The following is an 18,267-nucleotide window of genomic DNA, read 5'->3' as shown; positions in this document are numbered from 1 at the left end:
TCGCAGCCCGGGCGCTTACTTTTTCTTGCGTACGGGCGCGAGGATATCCAGCGGCAAATCGTTGGTCTGCTCCGACGGCGTGCGTGCGAAGGTTTCGACCTCCGCTGTCTTCGGAACGTTGAACTCTGCCCGCGCATAGGCTGCTGCCTGCTTCGGCGGGGTGATGCCCTGGTTGCGCAGCAGCTGACCGGTCGCCGCCAGAAGACGGTATTCGGCAAAGAGTGAGGCATAGATCGCGGTGTCGGAGAGCGTCGCGGTGTTGAAGCGCGTGTTCTGCGCATCCAGCACGTCGAGCAGCGAGCGCTGGCCGACCTTGAACTGCTCACGATAGGATCCAACCAGCCGTTCATTGGCGGCCGCCTGCTGGCGCAAGGTCTTGGCGAGATCCGCCTGCTTGAAGCGGCGATCCCACGACGTGCGCACGGCTTCCTCGATTTCGCGATGCGCCTGATGCAAGGCGAGACGCTGTTCGCTGGCGCGACGGATCTGTTCCTGCTCGTTGGCCTTGTCGATGCCACCCCGGTAAAGGTTCCAGCGCATCACCAGCCGGGCCTGCAGGTCGTCGGTGCGGCCGTCGGAACCGTCGACGTCCTGGCCGGCGCGTGCCGAACCCTCGGCGATGAATTCAGGGCCGTATTTGGCGCGGGCGGCATCCACCATTGCGGACGCGGCATCGATGTCGCTGTTGACCATATGGATGCGCGGGTTGTTCTGCCGGGCCAGACCGATCGCTTCATCGAGCGAGCGCGGCAGCGCCTTGGCGACGGATGGCGGCTTGCTCGGATTGGTCAGCGGCTTGCCGACGGTCTTGAAGAACCGGATCTTGGCGGCTTCGAGCTCCTCGGAGGCCTCCTGCAGGCGGGCCTTTGCCGCAAGAACGCGTTCCTCGGCCTGCTGGCGATCCGCATCGGTCAAGGCACCGCCGGAAACGCTCTCGCGAATATCGCCCAGGATACCCTGGTGGAAGGAGAGGTTCTTCTTGGCTTCATTAACGATGGAGCCCTGAAGCAGGTATTCGAGATAGTCCTGGACCACCGACAGCGCGATGAATTCGGAGCGCTCGAGGACACGGAAGGACGCGCCGTCGACGCGCGAAGCCTGGCGGTCGACTTCCGCGCGGCGCGCGCCGCTGTCGAAAAGCTTCTGCGTCACCGTCACGCCGGCCTGAGTCGGGTAAAGCGTGTCGTTTTCGATCGCCAAAGTGCGGCGCGAAGGATTGTCGAGCCGGCGCGCACCGGTCGAAGCCTCGAGGTCGACGCTCGGCAGGTAGAGGCCCCTGGCTTGGCGCAATTCGAATTCGATGGCTTCGCGATTTTCGATCGCCTGCCCGATTTCGGGGTTGGACTCGACTGCGACTGCGATGGCTTCCTTCAGGGATAGTGCGTAGGCCGACCCTCCCGTTAAGGTTGTGGCCGCCAACAGCACCGCTGCATACTGGCGCAAGCGCGCCATTCTTTTTGAAGCCATTTCCCCTTGCCCCAGCTCTCCCAAACAACCTCCACCGCCCAGCGGAGGATGCACTATCGTCTGGAAATATCCGAAAAAATGTAAGAGTCGACAAGAGTCTGGCGATTTAGATGAGCGAATATACGTTACTGGCATCGAATCTTTGTTCATGTAGTAAAAAAGGCACATACCCCCAATTAAAGTTGCCTGTCTTCGGCAGGTTTAGGCTTGACATAATTCGAATCAGAATAGCTGTCGCCGATACTTCCAGCCTTCAGTTATTTGCAACCTTGCGCTACACGAATGCGTTTTCGCTGCGAGAAGCGTCAACATATGTTGATAAAGCCTGCTGGCGGAGACTGCGGGTGGCGAAATTGAAAATTGTCTTCAATATGAATGTTTTTCGAAACCAAGGCTGAACGCATTGTGGCGTATTCGCATATTGTTGGCACGGAGGACGACAATTGGCGAACGAAGACCTTAAGAACCGACACACGGCCGATTGGCTGCCGATCGCAAAACTGGTGCTGATCGGAACCGCTATCTGCATCGGTGTTTCGGCGATCTTCAGTTACCTGCTGTTGTTCGGTTCCTTCACCAGCTTCCAGAGGACGGTCATCACCACATTCGCGGTCCCGATCGTGATCGGGGTGCCTGTGTTCACACTGCTCAGCGCCAAGATCGAAGAAATTCGCCGGCTCAAGAAAGAGCTGACGCATTCGGCCAGCCACGACAGGACGACCGACTTCTATCACGCCGACGTGTTCTCCTCGCTCGTCGACCGCCGGGTGCGCGCGCCGATGGGGCCGACGCGTCCACAGGGCGCGCTTCTGGTGGTCGATGCCGGACAGCTGCGGTCCACGGCCGAGCAATATGGCTTCGAATGGGCCAACGAGGCGCTGAGGCTGATCGCCACGACGATCCGCTCATCGGTGCGCAAAGAGGATTTCGTCGGTCGGCTCGGTGAAACGGAATTCGGCATCTTCCTGCATCACGCCAGCGAACAGGAAGCCCTGGAAGTCGGCCAGCGTATTCGCGGCGAAGTGGCCAAGGTCTATTTCGCGCCGCAGGGCAAGGAGATCGAGCTTGCCGTCCAGGTCGGCGGCATCTCGTTCGAGAACGCCACCACCGTCACCGAGCTGCTGCGCGTCGCCGACAAGCAGCTCGAAGCCGCCAAGCGGGAATCCGGCGGCCTGGAGATCAAGCGGCTCATCGCCGACAACTGAGGGCGAGCGATCCGTGCGAAAGCCCCCTTCTCCCGTGATCCATTGTCGCCAGCATGCGTCGTCAACGTTCGGAAAATAACTGCGATCAGCGAACGCGCGGGTCGAGCAGCACGTAGAGCAGGTCGACAACGATGTTGGCCACCACGATGAACAGCCCCGCCAGAAGCACCACGCCGATGATGATCGGCCGATCCTGGTTGCCGACGGCCTGAACGGCCAGTGAGCCTAGCCCCTGCAAACCGTAGACCTGCTCGGTGACGATGGCGCCGCCCAATACGGCGGCGATGTCGGCGCCAAGCTGCGTGGTCAGCGGCGTGAGGATACCGCGCAGGCCGTGCCTGTAGACGACCTTGCGTTCCGACAGACCCTTGGCTCGGGCAGTGCGGATATAGTCCTCTCCCATCACCGCCAGCATCTCGCCGCGCGTAAGCCGCGCGTAGATGGCGGCCGAGGCCAGGGCCAGGGTCGTCCACGGCAGGATCATGTGCCAAGCCCATAGCCACGGGCTGGACAGGAAGGATTTGTAGCCGCCGCCCGGGAACAGCGTGAAGCCAAGCTGGCGCGGCAGGAAGTACAGGAAGTAGAGCGAGGCCATGCCGAGTACGAAGGTCGGAAAGCTGATGCCGACCAGGATGAAGCCCTGCCCCAGCCTGTCGCGCAGACTGCCGGGATAGCGCGCCGACATGATGCCGATCGGAATGCCGATGCCGACCCACAACAGGATGGCGCCGATGCCGAGCGAGATGGTGGCCGGCATGCGGTTGGCGATCAGCTTGGTCACGGGCTGCTGGTTGCGGTAGGAGAAACCGAGATCGCCCTGCAACGTCCTGCCAAGGAAGGTGAGATATTGTTCGTGGATCGGCCGGTCGAGGCCGAGATTGGCACGCACCTGGGCGACCTGCGCTTCCGTCGCCTTCTCGCCGGTGAGCAGCCGCGCCGGGTCGCCCGGCGCAACGAAAAACAGCAGGAAGACGAAGGCGCTGAGCGCCAGGAGGACGGCCGCGGCGAAAGCCAGGCGGCTGGCGAGGAACCTGATCACGAGCGGCCATCCTTGCGCCCGGTGCGCCGGCGGCGCCTACCGCTTGCTGGATCGAGCGCATCACGCAGCGCGTCGCCCAGGATGTTGAAGGCGAGCGTGGTGAACAGCAGCACCGCGCCCGGGATCAGGATCAGCCACCAGGCGACCAGATAGATCGAGTTGCCGGCAGCCTCGGCCAGCATGCCGCCCCAGCTGGGCGCCGGCGGCACGATGCCCAGACCAAGGAAGGACAGCGTCGCCTCGAAGACGATGCCGGCCGGGATCATCATGGTGGTGTAGACGATGATCGGCACGGTGAGATTGGGCAGGATGTCGACGACCATGATCGACAACGGCCCGGCCCCGAGCGAACGGCTGGCCTGGACGAATTCACGCTCGCGCAGCGACAGCACCTGGCCCCGGATGACGCGGCCGATCGTCGTCCAGGAAAAGAAGACGATGACGGCGACGCTCAACGGGATGCTCGGGCCGAACACCGAGACCAGCGCCAGCGTGCATAGCAACACGGGAATGCTCATCACCAGATCCATGGCGCGGCCAAGGATCACATCGGTCCAGCCGCCGACATAGCCGGCGACCAGCCCGATCGTTATGCCGATCAGCGAGGCCAGCAGGGATGCGACCAGGCCGATGACCAGCGAGGTGCGCGCACCATAGGCAAGCCGCACCAGCACATCGCGGCCGAGCTGGTCGGTGCCGAACAGGAACTCCGCACTCGGACCGACCGGCAAACCGGTCGGCGTCAGGCCGGTGTCGCGAAACTGGTCGATCGGGGAATGACCGGTCCAGCTCTCGATCAACCCGGCGCCGAGCGCGAAGGTTACAAGCAGGACGATGAAGGCGAGCGCCAGCATGCCGGCTTTGTCGGCGGCGAAACGCCTGACTGTCAGTTCCAGCGAACCGCGCTGGACAATGGCGACCGGCGCGGTGGCATCGGGTGAGCTGGACTGGCTCAAGGCGTGCTCTCTCTTGTTTCTTCTGGAACTACAAGCGTCGCGGCACTGCCCGGCAATGGTCGCGCGGCGGCCAGAAGCGTCTGCGTGTAAGGATGGCTGGGTGCGGAATAGACCTGCTCGGCATCACCCAGTTCGACGATCCTGCCGGCATTCATGACCGCGATCTCGTCGCTGACATGGCGCACGACCGACAGGTCATGGCTGATGAACAGATAGGTCAGCCCGAGCTCGGCCTGCAGCGAGCGGATCAGGTTCAGCACCTGCGCCTGGATCGAGACGTCGAGCGCCGACACCGGCTCATCATAGATGATGAGCGAAGGATTGAGCGCGAGCGCACGCGCAATGCCGATACGCTGGCGCTGCCCGCCTGAGAATTCCGACGGGAAGCGGTTGTAGTGTTCGGGATTGAGACCGACCTTTTCCATCAGCGCCTGAACCCGCTGCCGGCGTGCGCCGCCGCGCGCGACGCGGTGGATGCGGAACGGGTCGCCGATGATGGAGCCGACACGGCGCCGCGGGTTGAGCGAACCGAACGGGTCCTGGAAGACGACCTGGACGGTCTTGCGCAGCTCATGCCATTCGGCGGGGCTCAACCGGGAAATGTCCTTGCCCAACACCTCGACCATGCCGCCGCTGGCCGGGATGAGCCCGGCGATGACGCGCGCCAGTGTCGACTTCCCGCAGCCGCTCTCGCCGACGATGCCGAGCGTCTGGCCACGCCGCAACTCGAGGCTGATGCCTTTCAGCACCTCGGTGCGATGGCGCGGCCGCAACAAGCCGCCGGACGAGAAGGCGAGATGGATGTCACGGACACGCACCACCGCATCCTCATGCCGTGGCGTGTTCACGTGCCTGCCGGCGTGCACGACGGGCCGTGTGGCGGGCAGTGCCGAGGCCTTGTCCTCCAACCAGCACAAGGAACGGTTGCCATCGGCGAAAACACGCTCGGCCGGACGCTCGCTGCGGCAAACCGGCATGGCGCGCGTGCAGCGCGGAGCAAAGGTGCAGCTTTCAGGTCGGATAAGCAGGCTGGGCGGCTGGCCGACGATCGGGGTCAACTCGCTGCCCGGCGTGTGGTTTGACGGCGAGGAGGCCAGAAGGCCGACGGTATAGGGATGTGCCGGCCCGGTAAGCACCGCCTGCGCCCGTCCTAGCTCCATGCGGTTGCCGGCATACATGACCATGACCTGGTCGGCGACACTCGACAGCAGGCCAAGGTCATGCGTGATCATCATGACGGCGGTGCCGAGTTCATGACGCATGTTGTCGAGCAGCTTGATGATCTGCGCCTGCACCGTGACGTCGAGCGCGGTCGTCGGCTCATCTGCGATCAGCAGCGCCGGATTGAGCACGACCGCCATGGCGATCATGACACGCTGGCGCATGCCGCCGGAAAACTGGTGTGGATAGTGGTCGAAACGCTCGGCGGCCGACGCGATGCCGACACGCTTCAGCACATCGATCGCCTCGCGCCGCGCAACCGCCCTGCCGACACGCCGGTGGGTATGGATCGCCTCGGTGATCTGGCTGCCGATCGTGTAGAAAGGATGCAAGCAGCTGAGCGGGTCCTGCGAGATCATGGCGATGCGGGCGCCGCGCAATTGCTGCATCTCGCGAGCACCGAGGGCAAGCAGGTTCTTTCCCTCGAACCAGATCTCGCCGTCGATCTCGGCCGTGGGCAGCAACCCCAGTATGGCTTGCGCCAGCACGCTCTTGCCCGAGCCCGACTCGCCGGCAATGCCGAACATCTCGCCCTTCTCGACGCTGAAGCAGACATCGCGGGCGGCATGGACCATGCCGTCGCCGCTCGGCAGGGCGATGTTGAGATTGCGCGCTTCTAAAATGGCCATGTCGACAAACAACGCTACGCGATCAGATCCGAAAAGCCGGCGGCGCCTCCCGCAGGAGACGTCACCGGCCCGGGTTCACATGCCTCAGCGAGACAGCCAGACGTTGGTCCAGTCACCCTGGCCGCCGGCCGCGTAAGGCAGGAAGTTCTGCACGGCCTCGCCGTGGTAGACCATGGTATTGACGGAGACGAGCGGGACGGTCGGCGCATCGGCCATGACCGCCTCGTCGACCTCGCCCCACAGCTTTGCCGCTTCTTCCGGATCGGTGGTAACCGATGCCTTGTCGGCGATCTCGTTGGCGCGCGAGCTGTTGAAGTCGGAGAAATTGAAGGTGCCGTGCGTGCCGTTGTAGGTGTATTGCGGCTGGAAGATCGAACGCGCCGCGCCACCTGGCCAGTCCGGCGTCCAGCCGGCAGCGACGATGTCCCAGACGCCGTTCTGCGCATTCTCGAAATTGGTGATGAGACGCGCATAGAAATCGGCCGGCGGCACCGGCGTCAGCTCAACATCGAAGCCGGCCTTCTTCAGGCTTGCCTGGATGGTCTGCGCGATCGCCGGATCCGAACCCGAATTGCGGAACGGCATCTTGATCTTCAGCCCGTCGGGATACCCTGCCTCGGCCAGCAAGGCCTTTGCCTTTTCCGGATCGCCCTTGGCATCGGGCGTCGGATAGAGATCGAAGTCGTGATTGCCGACAACGCCGAGCGGGAAGATGCCGTTAAGCGGCTTGGCGAAGGTCGGGCCGCCGAGCTGCTGGACGATGGCGGCCTTGTCCATGGCGTAGCTCAGTGCCTGGCGGACCTTGAGGTTCTTCAGCGCGCCGCCATTGTTGCCGGAAACGGTATTCATCCACACGAAGCGGCTGCGCCCGCTGGCGATCGCCACCGTCTTCTCGTCACCGGCGGCAACCAGCCGCTGCGCGGTCGCGGGCGGAACCAGGAGATCGTAGAGCATGTCGGCGTCGCCGGCCTCGATCTGCTGCATGGCGGCATCGGCCTGCATGCCCGAGACCAGTTCGATCTCGTCGACATAGGCCTTGCGAAGCGGATCGGACTCCGGCTTCCAGCTCGGGTTGCGGGTGAGTTTCAGCAGGCTGTCGGGCACATAGCTGTCGACGGTGTAAGGGCCGCTGGCGATGAAGTTCGAGCGGTATTCGGGGCTGTCGGGCAGATAGGCCAGCACTTCCACAGGGGCTGGGGCCGCCGTCGGCAGCGACAGCATGTAGATGAAGTCGTTGGCGGCATGCTTGAGCTTGAAGACGACGGTGTCGGGCGACGGGGTCTCGATGCCGCTGATGTCGTTGCCTTCGACATAGGCCTTCATGGCCTCGACCTTGGGCTCGACCTTGGCGAAGCCGGCGCAATATTCGGAAAGGCCGACGACGAGATCCTCGAAATAGGTGATGTGCGGCGAGGCGATCGCCGGGTTGCACATGCGCTTGAAACCACGTTCGAGATCCTCGGCGGTGATCTGACGTGCGCCGCCCGGCGCATTCCAGTTCGCGCCCTGGCGCAGCTTGAAGGTGTAGGTCAGGCCGTTGTCTGTCGGCACCGGCACCGCTTCGGCGAGATCGCCCGCCGGCTTGACCTGCTCTGCCGCATCCAGCGACGCAGCGAAGCTGACGAGCTGGCGCACGGTCGCGCGATGGAAATTGGTGACGTCCGCTGTCGCCGGCGGAACCGTGTCGAAACGATCGACCTCGGCATTGCCGAGAATACGCAGCGTTCCGCCCTTCTGCGCCTCCTCCGCCGACGATGTGCCCGGATAGGCAACAGCCACGTATGAAAGAGCCAGCGCTTGAGCAATTCCAGCAAAAGTGCGCAGCGGTTTTGCGTTCGGAATTGCGTAGAAACAAATAGTTAGAGCATTTCCGCGTTTCCGGAAAAAGCGGAAACGCTCTATCGACGCGGCTACCAGACCTTGTTTCATTTTCTTCTTCCTCCCGACCTTCACGCATCGTCGTTGCGAATGCGCGGCTTCGATATCATCATGTCCCCAAACGTGAATCAATGGATTGTTTGATTTTTTGATCAAATAGACTTTACAGCAGCTTTTGGCCTCGCCTACAGTCGGCGGCAAGTGATCCAATTCGAAGGTGGAGCGCGACCTGCTGCATGCGAGGGCGCCGCTCGCAAGCTCCAGCCATGCCGGCTAAGCCTGCTTTCGATGGCATCACGAGAGAGCTCGACAAGAACAGGCAGTCACGCGATGACAAAAATTCTCCTGACCAACGCCAGCGTCTTTGACGGCCATGGCGACGCCTTGCAGCCAGGCATGAACGTGCTGGTCGCGGACGGGCGCATCGAGGAGGTTTCGGACCGGCCGATTTCGGCTCCCGGCGCCGTCGTGTTCGACCTCGCCGGCCGGGCGCTGCTTCCCGGCTTGATCGACGCCCATGCGCATGTGTTCGCCGTCAATCTCGTCGAGGCGCGCAACCGCAACATGCCGCTGACCGAGATGACGGCGCGCGCGGTGCCGCGCATCCGCGCCATGCTCGATCGCGGTTTCACCAGCGTGCGCGACGTGGCCGGCGGCGATGTCGGCATCCGCGATGCCATCGCCCAGGGCTTCATCCCCGGCCCGCGCCTGTTCGTCGGCGGCCCGGCACTCGGCCAGACCGGCGGCCACGGCGACCACCGCAGCCTGACCGACGACCGCCTCGACATCGACTATAATTCCAGCGCCTTCACGTTCCAGTGCCGGGTCGTCGATGGTCCCGACGAGATGCGGCGCGCGGTGCGCAACGAGATGCGCAAGGGCGCCGACCACATCAAGGTGCTGGCCTCGGGCGGCGTCGGTTCCCCGGCCGACGCGATCGAAAACCTGCAGTTCAGCAAGGAAGAGCTCGAAGTCGCCGTGCACGAGGCCGGCGTACGCGGCAAATATGTCTGCGCCCACGCGTACACCAGCGAGGCTATCCGCCATGCGGTCAGCGCCGGCGTGCGCACCGTCGAGCATTCCAACATGATCGATGCCGAGACGGCGGCCTATGTCGCCGGCCGCGGCGCCTATGTGGTGCCGACGCTGGTGGCCTATGAAGAGACGGCCAAGCATGGCGAGCGGCTCGGCCTTTCGGCCTATGTCATGGACAAGCTCGACCTCGTCAACCGCACCGGCATCGCCATGCTCGGCATCTGCACCGACGCCGGCGTCAAGCTCGGCTTCGGTACCGACCTGATGGGCGAGATGGAATATGCGCAGGCCGACGAGTTCGCCATCCGTGGCCGCGTCCAGAAACCGGCCGACGTGTTGCGCTCGGCGACTTCGGTCAATGCCGAGATCCTGCAGCAGGGCGGCCGCCTCGGCGTGATCGCGCCGGGTGCAGTGGCCGACCTGATCGTCTGCGACGGCGATCCGTTGCGCGACATCAGCCTGCTGTCCGAGCCACACAAGAACCTGCGCCTGATCATGAAGGACGGCGCCATCCACAAGACGGATCTGGCGAGCCGCTAGAGCTCCGCGCGGCCGGCAGTTTTCCAGTCAGGAGATTAAAAGATGCGTCGCGTAGCCAAGCGGATCTCACAGACATCCGCAAAAAGCTTCGGCATGTACGACAAGGCCTCGCGCCTTGCCGGCGAAGGGCTGGATCTCATCCATCTCGAGGTCGGCAGGCCGCATGCCGACACGCCTGATCACATAAAGCAGGCGACGATTGCGGCGCTGAACGCCGGCAAGGTCCACTATTCGGACCCGCGCGGCACACGGGAGCTGCGCGAGACGCTGGCCACGAAACTCAATGAGCGCAACGGCATCAAGGTGGGGCCGCAGGAGGTGCTGGTCACCAACGGCGTCACCCATGCCGCCTTCGTCGCCTTCATGGCGATGTTCGATCCCGGCGACGAAGTGATCCTGCTGCAGCCGCACTACCCGCAGCATGTAGGCAAGATCGAGCTTTGCGGCGCCGTGCCGGTGTTCGCTGTCCTCGACGCCAAGGACGACTACGCCATCCATGCCGCCGCCCTCGAAGCCAAGGTCACGCCGCGCACGCGCGCGATCGTGCTGGTCAACCCGTCCAATCCGACGGGGCGTGTCTACAGCCGCGCCGAACTCCAGGAACTCGCCGACGTGGCAATCCGCCATGACCTCATCGTCATAGCCGACGAGGTCTATGAAGACATCGTCTATGACGGTGCCAGCCACGTCAGCATCGCTGCGCTGGACGGCATGCAGGACCGTACCGTGACGATGTTTGCCTTCACCAAGTCCTACGCCATGGATGGCTGGCGGATCGGCTATCTCGCGGCGCCGCAATGGCTGATGCCGGCACTGCTCAAGATCGCGATGAACGATGTGACCCACGTCAACACCTTCGTCCAGGACGGCGCCCGCGCCGCGGTCGAGGGACCTGAGGCGGTGCTTGCCGGGCTTGTCGCTGAAGATCGCGGCAAACGCGACTTCGTGGTGCGTTCGCTCAACCAGATGCCCGGCGTGCGCTGTGCGCTGCCGCAAGGCACGATCTATGCCTTTCCCGACATCAGCGAGACCGGAATTCCGTCGCAGGAACTGGCTGACCGCATCCTGCGCGAGGCGCATGTCGTGGTCGAGGCAGGCAGCTTCTACGGCGCCGCCGGCGAAGGCCATCTGCGCATCTGCTTCGGCTCGGAGTCGAGCGAGCGGCTGGAGGAAGGCATGAAGCGGCTCACGGCCTTTTTCAACGGCCTGTAATAGCCACGGAGCGTTTCTCCGGAAACGCGCCGACTGTTCATTTTCCGCAAGCCACATCGAGCGTGAGACATGCAGGCCAGCGAACACCGCGACACTTTGTGGTGGGCGACGACCACCCGGCCGCCGGCGACACAGACGCTGAAGACCCCGATCCGCGTCGATGTCGCCGTCATCGGCGGCGGGCTGACCGGGCTGACGGCCGCCTGGCATCTCGCCCGGCAAGGCATCCGTGTCGCCGTGCTGGAGGCTGACACGATCGGCAGCGGCGCCAGCGGCGTCAACGCCGGCTTCGTCGTGCCCAATTTCGCCAAGGCGGATCCCGCCGCCGTCATGACACGGCTCGGCACGGAACGCGGCACCAGGCTGCTCAAGCTGGTCGGTGCCGGCGCCGACCGCGTCTTCGCGACGGCGCGTGACCATCAGATCGACTGCGATGCCGAACAGGTCGGCTGGCTGCATGTCGCCCATACCGACAAGATGCTGGCGCTGCTGCACAAGCGGGCCGAGGCGTGGCGCAAGCTCGGCCGGCCGGTGCGCATGCTGAACGCAGAGGAAGCACGCCGCCGCACCAGCCTGCGCTTCTGCGCCGGCGCCCTGCTCGACGAAAGCGGCGGCATGCTGCACCCGTTGAAATACACCTACGGACTGGCGCGCATCGCCATCGCCGCCGGTGCACGCGTCTTCGAATCCACGCCGGTCCGGCGGGTCGAACGCAATGGCAGCATCTGGCGCCTGGCCGCCGGCCAGTTCTATGTCGATGCCGACAAGGTTCTGTTGTGCACCAATGCGACGACGACAGGCATCGCCAGCCGCCTCGCCCGTGTCGTCGTACCGTTGCGCGTCTATCAGGCCGCGACCGCGCCGCTGCCGCTTGAGGTGGCCAAGCGCATCGCGCCGCATCGCCACCCCGTTGCCGACACGCGCGCCAACCTGTTCACCTACCGGCTCGACCACGACAACCGGCTGATCAGCGGCGGCATGGCGATGATCCCGTTCGGTGCCCATGACCGGATGGCGCAGATGATCGCCGGTCGGCTCGCCACCGAACTCGGGCTGCCGGAAATTCCCAGGATCGAACATGCCTGGCGCGGTACGGCCGCCATGACCACGGATTTCCTGCCGCATCTCTACGAGTTCGGGCCGGGTTTCATCGGCGGCATCGGCTGCAATGGGCGCGGCATCGCGCTGACGGCCATGCTTGGCGAAATGCTGTCCGAGGCCGCCAGCGGCCGCCGGCTCGGCGATCTCGCCATCCCCGTCGCCGCCGCCCATGCCATCCCGTTCCACCTGCTGGCGCAGGCGGCACCATCGCTGGCGATCGCCCAGGCCAGATGGCAGGATTATCGTTCGACAGGAGGACGCGCGTGAATTCCAGGACCGACACGCTTTCGCTCGACATGCTCTATGCCGAGCCGAGCATCATCGGCACCACGCCGGAAGCCGCTGTCTGGTCGGCGGACGCAACGCGGCTGGCCTTTCTGTGGAACGAAACCGGGAAGGGCTTTCGCGACATCTGGGTGCACGATGTCCAGGCGGCCGCGACGCGCCGGCTGACCCGGCTCGGCGATGGCGAACAGGCCGGGCCGGGGATCACCCAGGCGGCATGGCTCGACGACGGCCGCATCGTCTTCGTGCTGGACAAGCAGTTGCATGTCGCGGGACCGGATGGAGAGGTCAGCCGTGTCGAACCCGACAGGCAGGATATCGGCGCACTGGCCGCGCACGGACAACGCCTTGCCTTCACTGCCGGGGGATCGTTGCTGGTCAAGGATTTCGACGCCGACCAGCCGGCCCGCCTGCTGGTGGCCGGCGCCGAGCGCCTCGCCGTCGAGACGTTCGAATGGTCGCAGGACGGCGGGCTGCTGGCCTTCGTGCAGGCCGACTACCGCACCGTCCGGCAGATCGAGATCGCCTATGATTTCGAGGGCTCGGCCCGGCGCGACACCCACACCCGCGCGTTCCCGGGCGACGAGATCGTGCGGCTGAAAGCCGGCGTTGTCGCGGTTGCCGGAGGCACGCCGAGATTTTTCGAACGACCCGACGAGCAGGATGCGATCTGGAACATCGCGCTGTCCTCGGACGGCCGTTCGCTGCTGGTGAGCAGCAGCGACCTGTCGATCAAGACCCACACGATCTTCGTCTACGACACCGCGACCGGCACGCGCACGACCTATTACCAGTTCCACGATCCCATCCAGATCCGTCCCGACTGGAAGGTGGCGTGGGCGCCGAAGGACCAGGGCCTGATCCTGCTCACCGATCGTGACGGCTTCAACCAACTCTACCGGTTGCCGGCCGCGGGTGCCATGCCCGAGCAGATCACCCATGGCGACTGGGAGATCGAGGCCTTCAGGATCGACGACAACAGCGTGGCGATCCATTTCACCGCCAACCTGCCGCACAACGCCGACCGGTCGCTGCACAAAGTGCCGGTGGCAGGTGGCGCGATCGAAGCCGTGACGAGCGGACACGGCACGCACCAGCCGATCTATTCTCCGGATTTCAGATGGGTCGCCGACCGGTTCAGCAACGACCTGTCGCCGCCGGATCTTTACCTGCGCTCTCTCGATGGCGCCGTCGAGCCGAAACGGCTCACTCAGTCGCCGCTGCCTACCTTCCGGGAACGGCGCTGGGCCGTGGTGCGCTATGTCGACTGCCAAAGCAGCACGGACGGCGCGCTGCTTTCGGTGCGGTTGATGCTGCCGCCCGACCACGACCCCAGCCGGCGCTATCCGCTGATCGTCGGTTCGGTCTATTCCGACACGCTGTGCAACCAGTGGGGCGGGCGTGACGCCCACCCGTCATGGGGCCTCGACCAGTATCTGGTCTCGCGCGGCTTCATCGTCGCCAATCCGGGCATCCGCGGCAGTTTCGGCCGCGGCCGGGAATGGAACCGGCCGATGCTGCATTCCTACGGCCAGCAGGATATCGAGGACATCGCCGACTGCGTCAGCGGCCTCGTCGAACAGGGTTTTGCCGACCCTGCCCGCGTCGGCATCTGGGGCTCCAGCTATGGCGGGCTGATGACGCTGATGTCGCTGTTCAAGAAACCGGGCTTCTACGCCGCCGGCGTCGCCGGCGCGCCGGCGACCAATGTCTGGCACGCCTATCCGGAGCAGGAATGGATCATGGGCGCGCCGCGCGGCGCCGATTATCCGAAGCGCTATGAGAACCAGTCGGCGCTCTACAATACCAAGGGCCTCGCCGACCCTCTGATGATCATCCACGGCACCAGCGACGAGGTGGTGCTTTACTCGGACACGATCGCGCTGGTCGAGAAATTCATCGAGCAGGGCAAACGTTTCGAGCTGGTGACCTTGCCTGGCTCCGGCCACGCCTGGGCCAGGGTGAGCGTCAAGCAGACGCGATTTGCCTATGGCAAACTGGCGGAATTCTTCGAGGCGGTGCTGAAGCCGGAATAAAGGGAGCAGCTGTCAGCGGCTTGTCCGGATAGGCCCGCATTCGCGAACACGAACCGGTTGTTTGGCGCAAAACCAGCCCCTTCGAAGTATCTCTTCGAAAACCCTCGACATTCTCCCTCTGACCACAACTTGACAGGATCGCAGGCAGTGGAATGATGCAATAACACCGTGGGGAGGTATCCATGAATTTGGAGGGGGTACTTCGCGTTCTGATTTGCGCCGCGACCATTTTCGCCGCCGCATCGCCATCAGAAGCATTGAGCCTAAAGAAAATCATAAAAGACGCCGGCAGCATCATCAAAGAGGCGCCGAAGATCATCAATCCTATAACAACTCCAATTCAGATAGTTACCGGGAAGCAAAACCCGCTGGATGTAAAAGATTTTATCGGGCAGCAAGGGCAGGCATTAGGACAAATCGTACAGTCCGGCGGCAACATAATCAGTGTGCCGAACGTGGTTTTAGGCCAATTTGCAAACAAAGTGGGCGGTGACGCCGGGACAATTTTGTTCGAAATCGGCACGGCTTCCAATCGCTTCACAACGGAACTTGGCTTCACGGCGGCTGGTCAGGCAGCCTCCATCCTTAAAGGACAGGATGCGCTGATATCGCTGGCTCTCCCGCTGGCAGCCGCCATCAAGGATGCAAAAAGTCGACTGGAAAACCAGGCCCAGCCATTGCCTGATAGCGTGAAAACGGCACTGCGGCCCATCATTCCAAGCGAGATACTCGACAGCGCGCGCTATGTTTCCGAGACCGTCACCATTACGTTGCCCGGAATAATCAACAACGGCAATCGCCTTCCGTTTTTCAAGGACGACAATGCCGTGACCGTAGATAACGTGATTGTCTTTCAAAGAACGCCCGACTTCGATGACATCAACGACGTCGTGTGGCTAACTCATGAACTCTATCACGTTCGACAGTACAAGGAGTGGGGCATAGATCTTTTCGCCTACAACTACTTGAAAAACCACAAGGCGGTTGAAGATCAGGCCGAAGCGGCGGCATCATACGCTCGATCCTATTTCAACCTGCTCGCCGGCGGGCAACAAATCATGGGGGCAAAAAGCGACCATCGAAGCGCCATCACGTTCTCCGAGCAAAAAATTCAGACTCCACTCGGCGCCGGTACCGTACTCGTTGCCCACCAAGGAGCACCAACCGGACAGAACATTGCCCAGCCCGCAGTTACCGCGCCTTCGCCCGAAGTGACGCCGCCACCAGATTTGGCGTCGACAACAAAAATGGCTTCGATTTGTAATATCCAAGGGTATTTGCACTACGTGGACAAACAGATGAACGTCATTCGTGTTGACCCCGGCCCCCGGCTGGTGGCCGTCGGCAAGGTAGAGCCGCCGCTGGACCCGCTCTGCGCCCAAGACATGCTGCTACCCGGAATGAGAGCCTGCGTGCTGCAGAATGGTGCCATCGCAATTGGCTACCAGACATATGGCGGATGCCAAATCTGCAAAGCCGGCCAATGCCCCTGACGCTCATATAGGCCCCGCAAAAAGGCCCCAATCGTTGAGACCCTACGCCGCACGACGCATGCGTCGGTGAAGGTAGTTCTCATCGAAACCGGCGACCTGAATCAGCGTGACTGGATTGGTGATGGTGAGGCTGCCGCGTTGCAGGGTCATGGCGCCTGTCTTCCTCAGTTCCTTCAGGACCCGATTGAGATGGACTGGGGTCATTCCCAGTGAATCCGCCAGCAAGAGCTGTGACAAAGGGAGCTCCAGATGCGTATTCGCCGTGATGCCGATGTTCTGGGCTCTCAGGTAAAGTTCGCACATCAGGTGTGCGACCCGCTCGATGCTGCTGCGGCGGCCCATGCTCGTGATCCAAGCTCGCATCGTGCCTTCGTCGACCAGTTGCGCGATGTACATCGCCTTGGCCACCCTGGGATGATGATCCATGATCGAATCCATCAGGTAGCGGTCGATTGTGGCGACGAGAGCGGTCGTGATCGTCTGGATGCTGTGGTCCATTTCCTTCAAGAGCCCAACGCGGAGGTCACAGGAATCCCCTGGCATAAGATAGGCCAGGATCTGCCGGGTTCCGTTCGGCAGGATCTTGTAGCGGCATGCCCACCCGTCCAAGACGACAAAGACCGGGCCAGGCCTGTCGCCCTCCCGGATCAGATCTTTGCGAGGGGCAATGTTGCGGGGGCCAACGGTAGCCGCCAGAAGCGCAGTGACATCTTCCTCACCAAGACTTCCGTACCCCTGTAGTTTCTCGACAAACCGATTACCCATGGGCCCACATTCCCACGACACGATAAAGTTTGATATTGTTCAAAGTTAATATCGGAAGTTGATTTAGTTAATGGCGCTCAATCCGATTCTCCCCTATGTTCCGCCATCGCTGGACGTGATCGCGGGCCTGGCGACTGAGAGATGAAGTGCTCTCGCCAATGCGAGCGAAGGGCATGACCTCGGAAACCGTCAACGACAACCAAGTGATGTCACGGACCGCAGTAAAGGAAGGACCCGATGCACACGGGCAGGCGGCGTTGCTGCTTGTGGAGAGCTTGATCCACGCCTTGATCGCAGGGGCGGTGATCACCGTCCAAGAGGCGGTCGAAGTCGTTGATATAGCCGCGGACGTGAAGGAAGACATCGCTGAATCACTCGGAGATTCTCCTGGCACGCTGAGCCAGTCGCTCACCCTGCTGCAGACAATTTCAGATAGCCTCCGGCGGGATCTCGCGCAAAGCTGACTGCTCTCCCTCCTACAGCGTTCTCAGAAACCAAGTGCCATTGATCCATGTTGCAGAGGTGTTGCTGAATTTTTCGTGCGTTTGATGTTCGGAACATACGGTGAGGCGCATTCCGCCAGCTTTGCGCACCGGTCATGATTCAGGTTATGGTTTCGCCGAGAAGTCCTGCCGTCCCAAAATCAATTCCAACCGCCCGTAGCGTGTCTAGGATTGTCGGATCATAGGCATTTCGAAAGCGGGTTTACTGCGTCCTAGATAGGACCAAGTAGCGGACTGTCAGCTCTCGAGCCACTACCATCCGATCGCGATCATTCTGGTCCACGCGGCCGTTCGTATAAGGTTTGCCAGCGATCGGCTCGACAACACGTGCCAGACGACCGTCGCCCCGAAGCCATTGAAACTCGCGTTTCATGAGGGGCGTTTATCCTCGACAGTCTGTTGAGCGCGTTGGGGCGTGCCATCGACATCAGTTTTCTTCCGCTGCTCGACAACCGTCTTGCGAATTCTTTCGAAGCGGTTTTGTTCATTCTCTTGAGCTGTAGGCTTCGGCTCGGTTTTCTTAGTGTAGATGATCATCGAATGGGCTCTTGTTGCTGGTTGACGACGAAAAGACACCGCCGGAGATGTTTCACCCCGATAGCCATACGGCGAGAGCAGATGGCAGGCTGAGGGCGCGCAGCCTCTCGGAGCCGGTCTGCCCGAGCACAATCGTCCTGCCGCTTCGATGAACTGGCGCTTCCAGTAGACGTCAGACAGAACTCTCAACCTGGCAAGTTTCGTGACCTCGTCCGACGCCAGATTGAACATTTCGATGCATATGGAGCCAGTTCTCCTCGTATGCGAATGCTTTGTCGGATCGCGCTAGCCGAACGGTTGAGGCACTGTTGTCAGTATCCCATTGCGCCCATGCCGCCGTTGCCGGCCGCCGGCGCGGAGTCTTT

At 62.6% G+C, this 18,267-nt stretch carries 14 protein-coding genes; 7 read left to right on the top strand and 7 right to left on the bottom strand.

What is annotated here, in order from left to right; genetic code table 11:
• Nucleotides 1–15: 15 nt before the first annotated feature.
• Complete coding sequence (locus AC3WTO_RS20670) at nt 16–1,467, bottom strand: TolC family outer membrane protein (RefSeq protein WP_492462789.1); 1,452 nt, start codon at nt 1,465–1,467, stop codon at nt 16–18.
• A 443-nt stretch (nt 1,468–1,910) separates the two neighbouring features.
• Here AC3WTO_RS20670 and AC3WTO_RS20665 point away from each other — a divergent pair, with 443 nt between their 5' ends.
• Nucleotides 1,911–2,672 (top strand): GGDEF domain-containing protein, encoded by a 762-nt coding sequence (locus AC3WTO_RS20665; RefSeq protein WP_492462788.1) that lies wholly within the window; start codon nt 1,911–1,913, stop codon nt 2,670–2,672.
• Nucleotides 2,673–2,757: 85 nt separating this feature from the next.
• Here the strand turns inward: AC3WTO_RS20665 and AC3WTO_RS20660 are convergent, their stop codons facing one another.
• The 4 genes from AC3WTO_RS20660 to AC3WTO_RS20645 form a co-directional block, all read right to left on the bottom strand.
• Nucleotides 2,758–3,711, bottom strand: a complete 954-nt coding sequence (locus AC3WTO_RS20660; RefSeq protein ID WP_492462787.1) for an ABC transporter permease — start codon at nt 3,709–3,711, stop codon at nt 2,758–2,760.
• Nucleotides 3,708–4,667 (bottom strand): ABC transporter permease, encoded by a 960-nt coding sequence (locus AC3WTO_RS20655; RefSeq protein WP_492462786.1) that lies wholly within the window; start codon nt 4,665–4,667, stop codon nt 3,708–3,710. The genes AC3WTO_RS20660 and AC3WTO_RS20655 overlap by 4 nt, the downstream gene beginning before the upstream one ends.
• Nucleotides 4,664–6,517 (bottom strand): dipeptide ABC transporter ATP-binding protein, encoded by a 1,854-nt coding sequence (locus AC3WTO_RS20650; RefSeq protein WP_492462785.1) that lies wholly within the window; start codon nt 6,515–6,517, stop codon nt 4,664–4,666. The genes AC3WTO_RS20655 and AC3WTO_RS20650 overlap by 4 nt, the downstream gene beginning before the upstream one ends.
• Nucleotides 6,518–6,601: 84 nt before the next feature.
• Nucleotides 6,602–8,296, bottom strand: coding sequence for an ABC transporter substrate-binding protein (locus AC3WTO_RS20645; protein WP_492462784.1), 1,695 nt, complete (start codon nt 8,294–8,296; stop codon nt 6,602–6,604).
• A 429-nt stretch (nt 8,297–8,725) separates the two neighbouring features.
• On the opposite strand from AC3WTO_RS20645, the gene AC3WTO_RS20640 reads away from it, so the two are divergent.
• From AC3WTO_RS20640 to AC3WTO_RS20620, 5 genes are all read left to right on the top strand, one after another.
• Nucleotides 8,726–9,970: a metal-dependent hydrolase family protein gene (locus tag AC3WTO_RS20640; protein ID WP_492462783.1), complete on the top strand. Its 1,245-nt coding sequence runs from the start codon at nt 8,726–8,728 to the stop codon at nt 9,968–9,970.
• 42 nt (nt 9,971–10,012) lie between these two features.
• Complete coding sequence (locus AC3WTO_RS20635) at nt 10,013–11,182, top strand: pyridoxal phosphate-dependent aminotransferase (protein WP_492462782.1); 1,170 nt, start codon at nt 10,013–10,015, stop codon at nt 11,180–11,182.
• 69 nt (nt 11,183–11,251) lie between these two features.
• The gene (locus tag AC3WTO_RS20630) at nt 11,252–12,550 is read left to right on the top strand and encodes an NAD(P)/FAD-dependent oxidoreductase (RefSeq protein WP_492462781.1); all 1,299 of its coding nucleotides are present in this window, start codon (nt 11,252–11,254) and stop codon (nt 12,548–12,550) included.
• Nucleotides 12,547–14,604: a S9 family peptidase gene (locus AC3WTO_RS20625; RefSeq protein ID WP_492462780.1), complete on the top strand. Its 2,058-nt coding sequence runs from the start codon at nt 12,547–12,549 to the stop codon at nt 14,602–14,604. Before AC3WTO_RS20630 ends, AC3WTO_RS20625 begins: the two co-directional genes overlap by 4 nt.
• Nucleotides 14,605–14,786: 182 nt before the next feature.
• A complete protein-coding gene (locus tag AC3WTO_RS20620; RefSeq protein WP_492462779.1) occupies nt 14,787–16,097 on the top strand; it encodes a hypothetical protein in 1,311 nt (436 codons plus the stop codon).
• Between the two features lie 42 nt (nt 16,098–16,139).
• Here AC3WTO_RS20620 and AC3WTO_RS20615 read toward each other — a convergent pair whose 3' ends face one another.
• Entirely contained in the window at nt 16,140–16,862 is a 723-nt protein-coding gene (locus tag AC3WTO_RS20615) for a Crp/Fnr family transcriptional regulator (RefSeq protein ID WP_492462778.1), read from the bottom strand.
• Between the two features lie 173 nt (nt 16,863–17,035).
• Between AC3WTO_RS20615 and AC3WTO_RS20610 the strand changes: the two genes are divergently transcribed.
• Nucleotides 17,036–17,326 carry a hypothetical protein gene (locus AC3WTO_RS20610; RefSeq protein WP_492462777.1) on the top strand — a complete coding sequence of 97 codons (291 nt, stop codon included), beginning with the start codon at nt 17,036–17,038 and terminating at the stop codon, nt 17,324–17,326.
• 408 nt (nt 17,327–17,734) lie between these two features.
• Here the strand turns inward: AC3WTO_RS20610 and AC3WTO_RS20605 are convergent, their stop codons facing one another.
• Complete coding sequence (locus AC3WTO_RS20605; RefSeq protein WP_492462776.1) at nt 17,735–17,902, bottom strand: hypothetical protein; 168 nt, start codon at nt 17,900–17,902, stop codon at nt 17,735–17,737.
• Between the last annotated feature and the right edge of the window lie 365 nt (nt 17,903–18,267).

It is taken from the genome of Mesorhizobium sp. EU05-FHT14A09, from assembly GCF_058790995.1.
The sequence above is the reverse complement of the archived record's forward strand: the minus strand, read 5'-3'. Positions and strand labels throughout refer to the sequence as shown.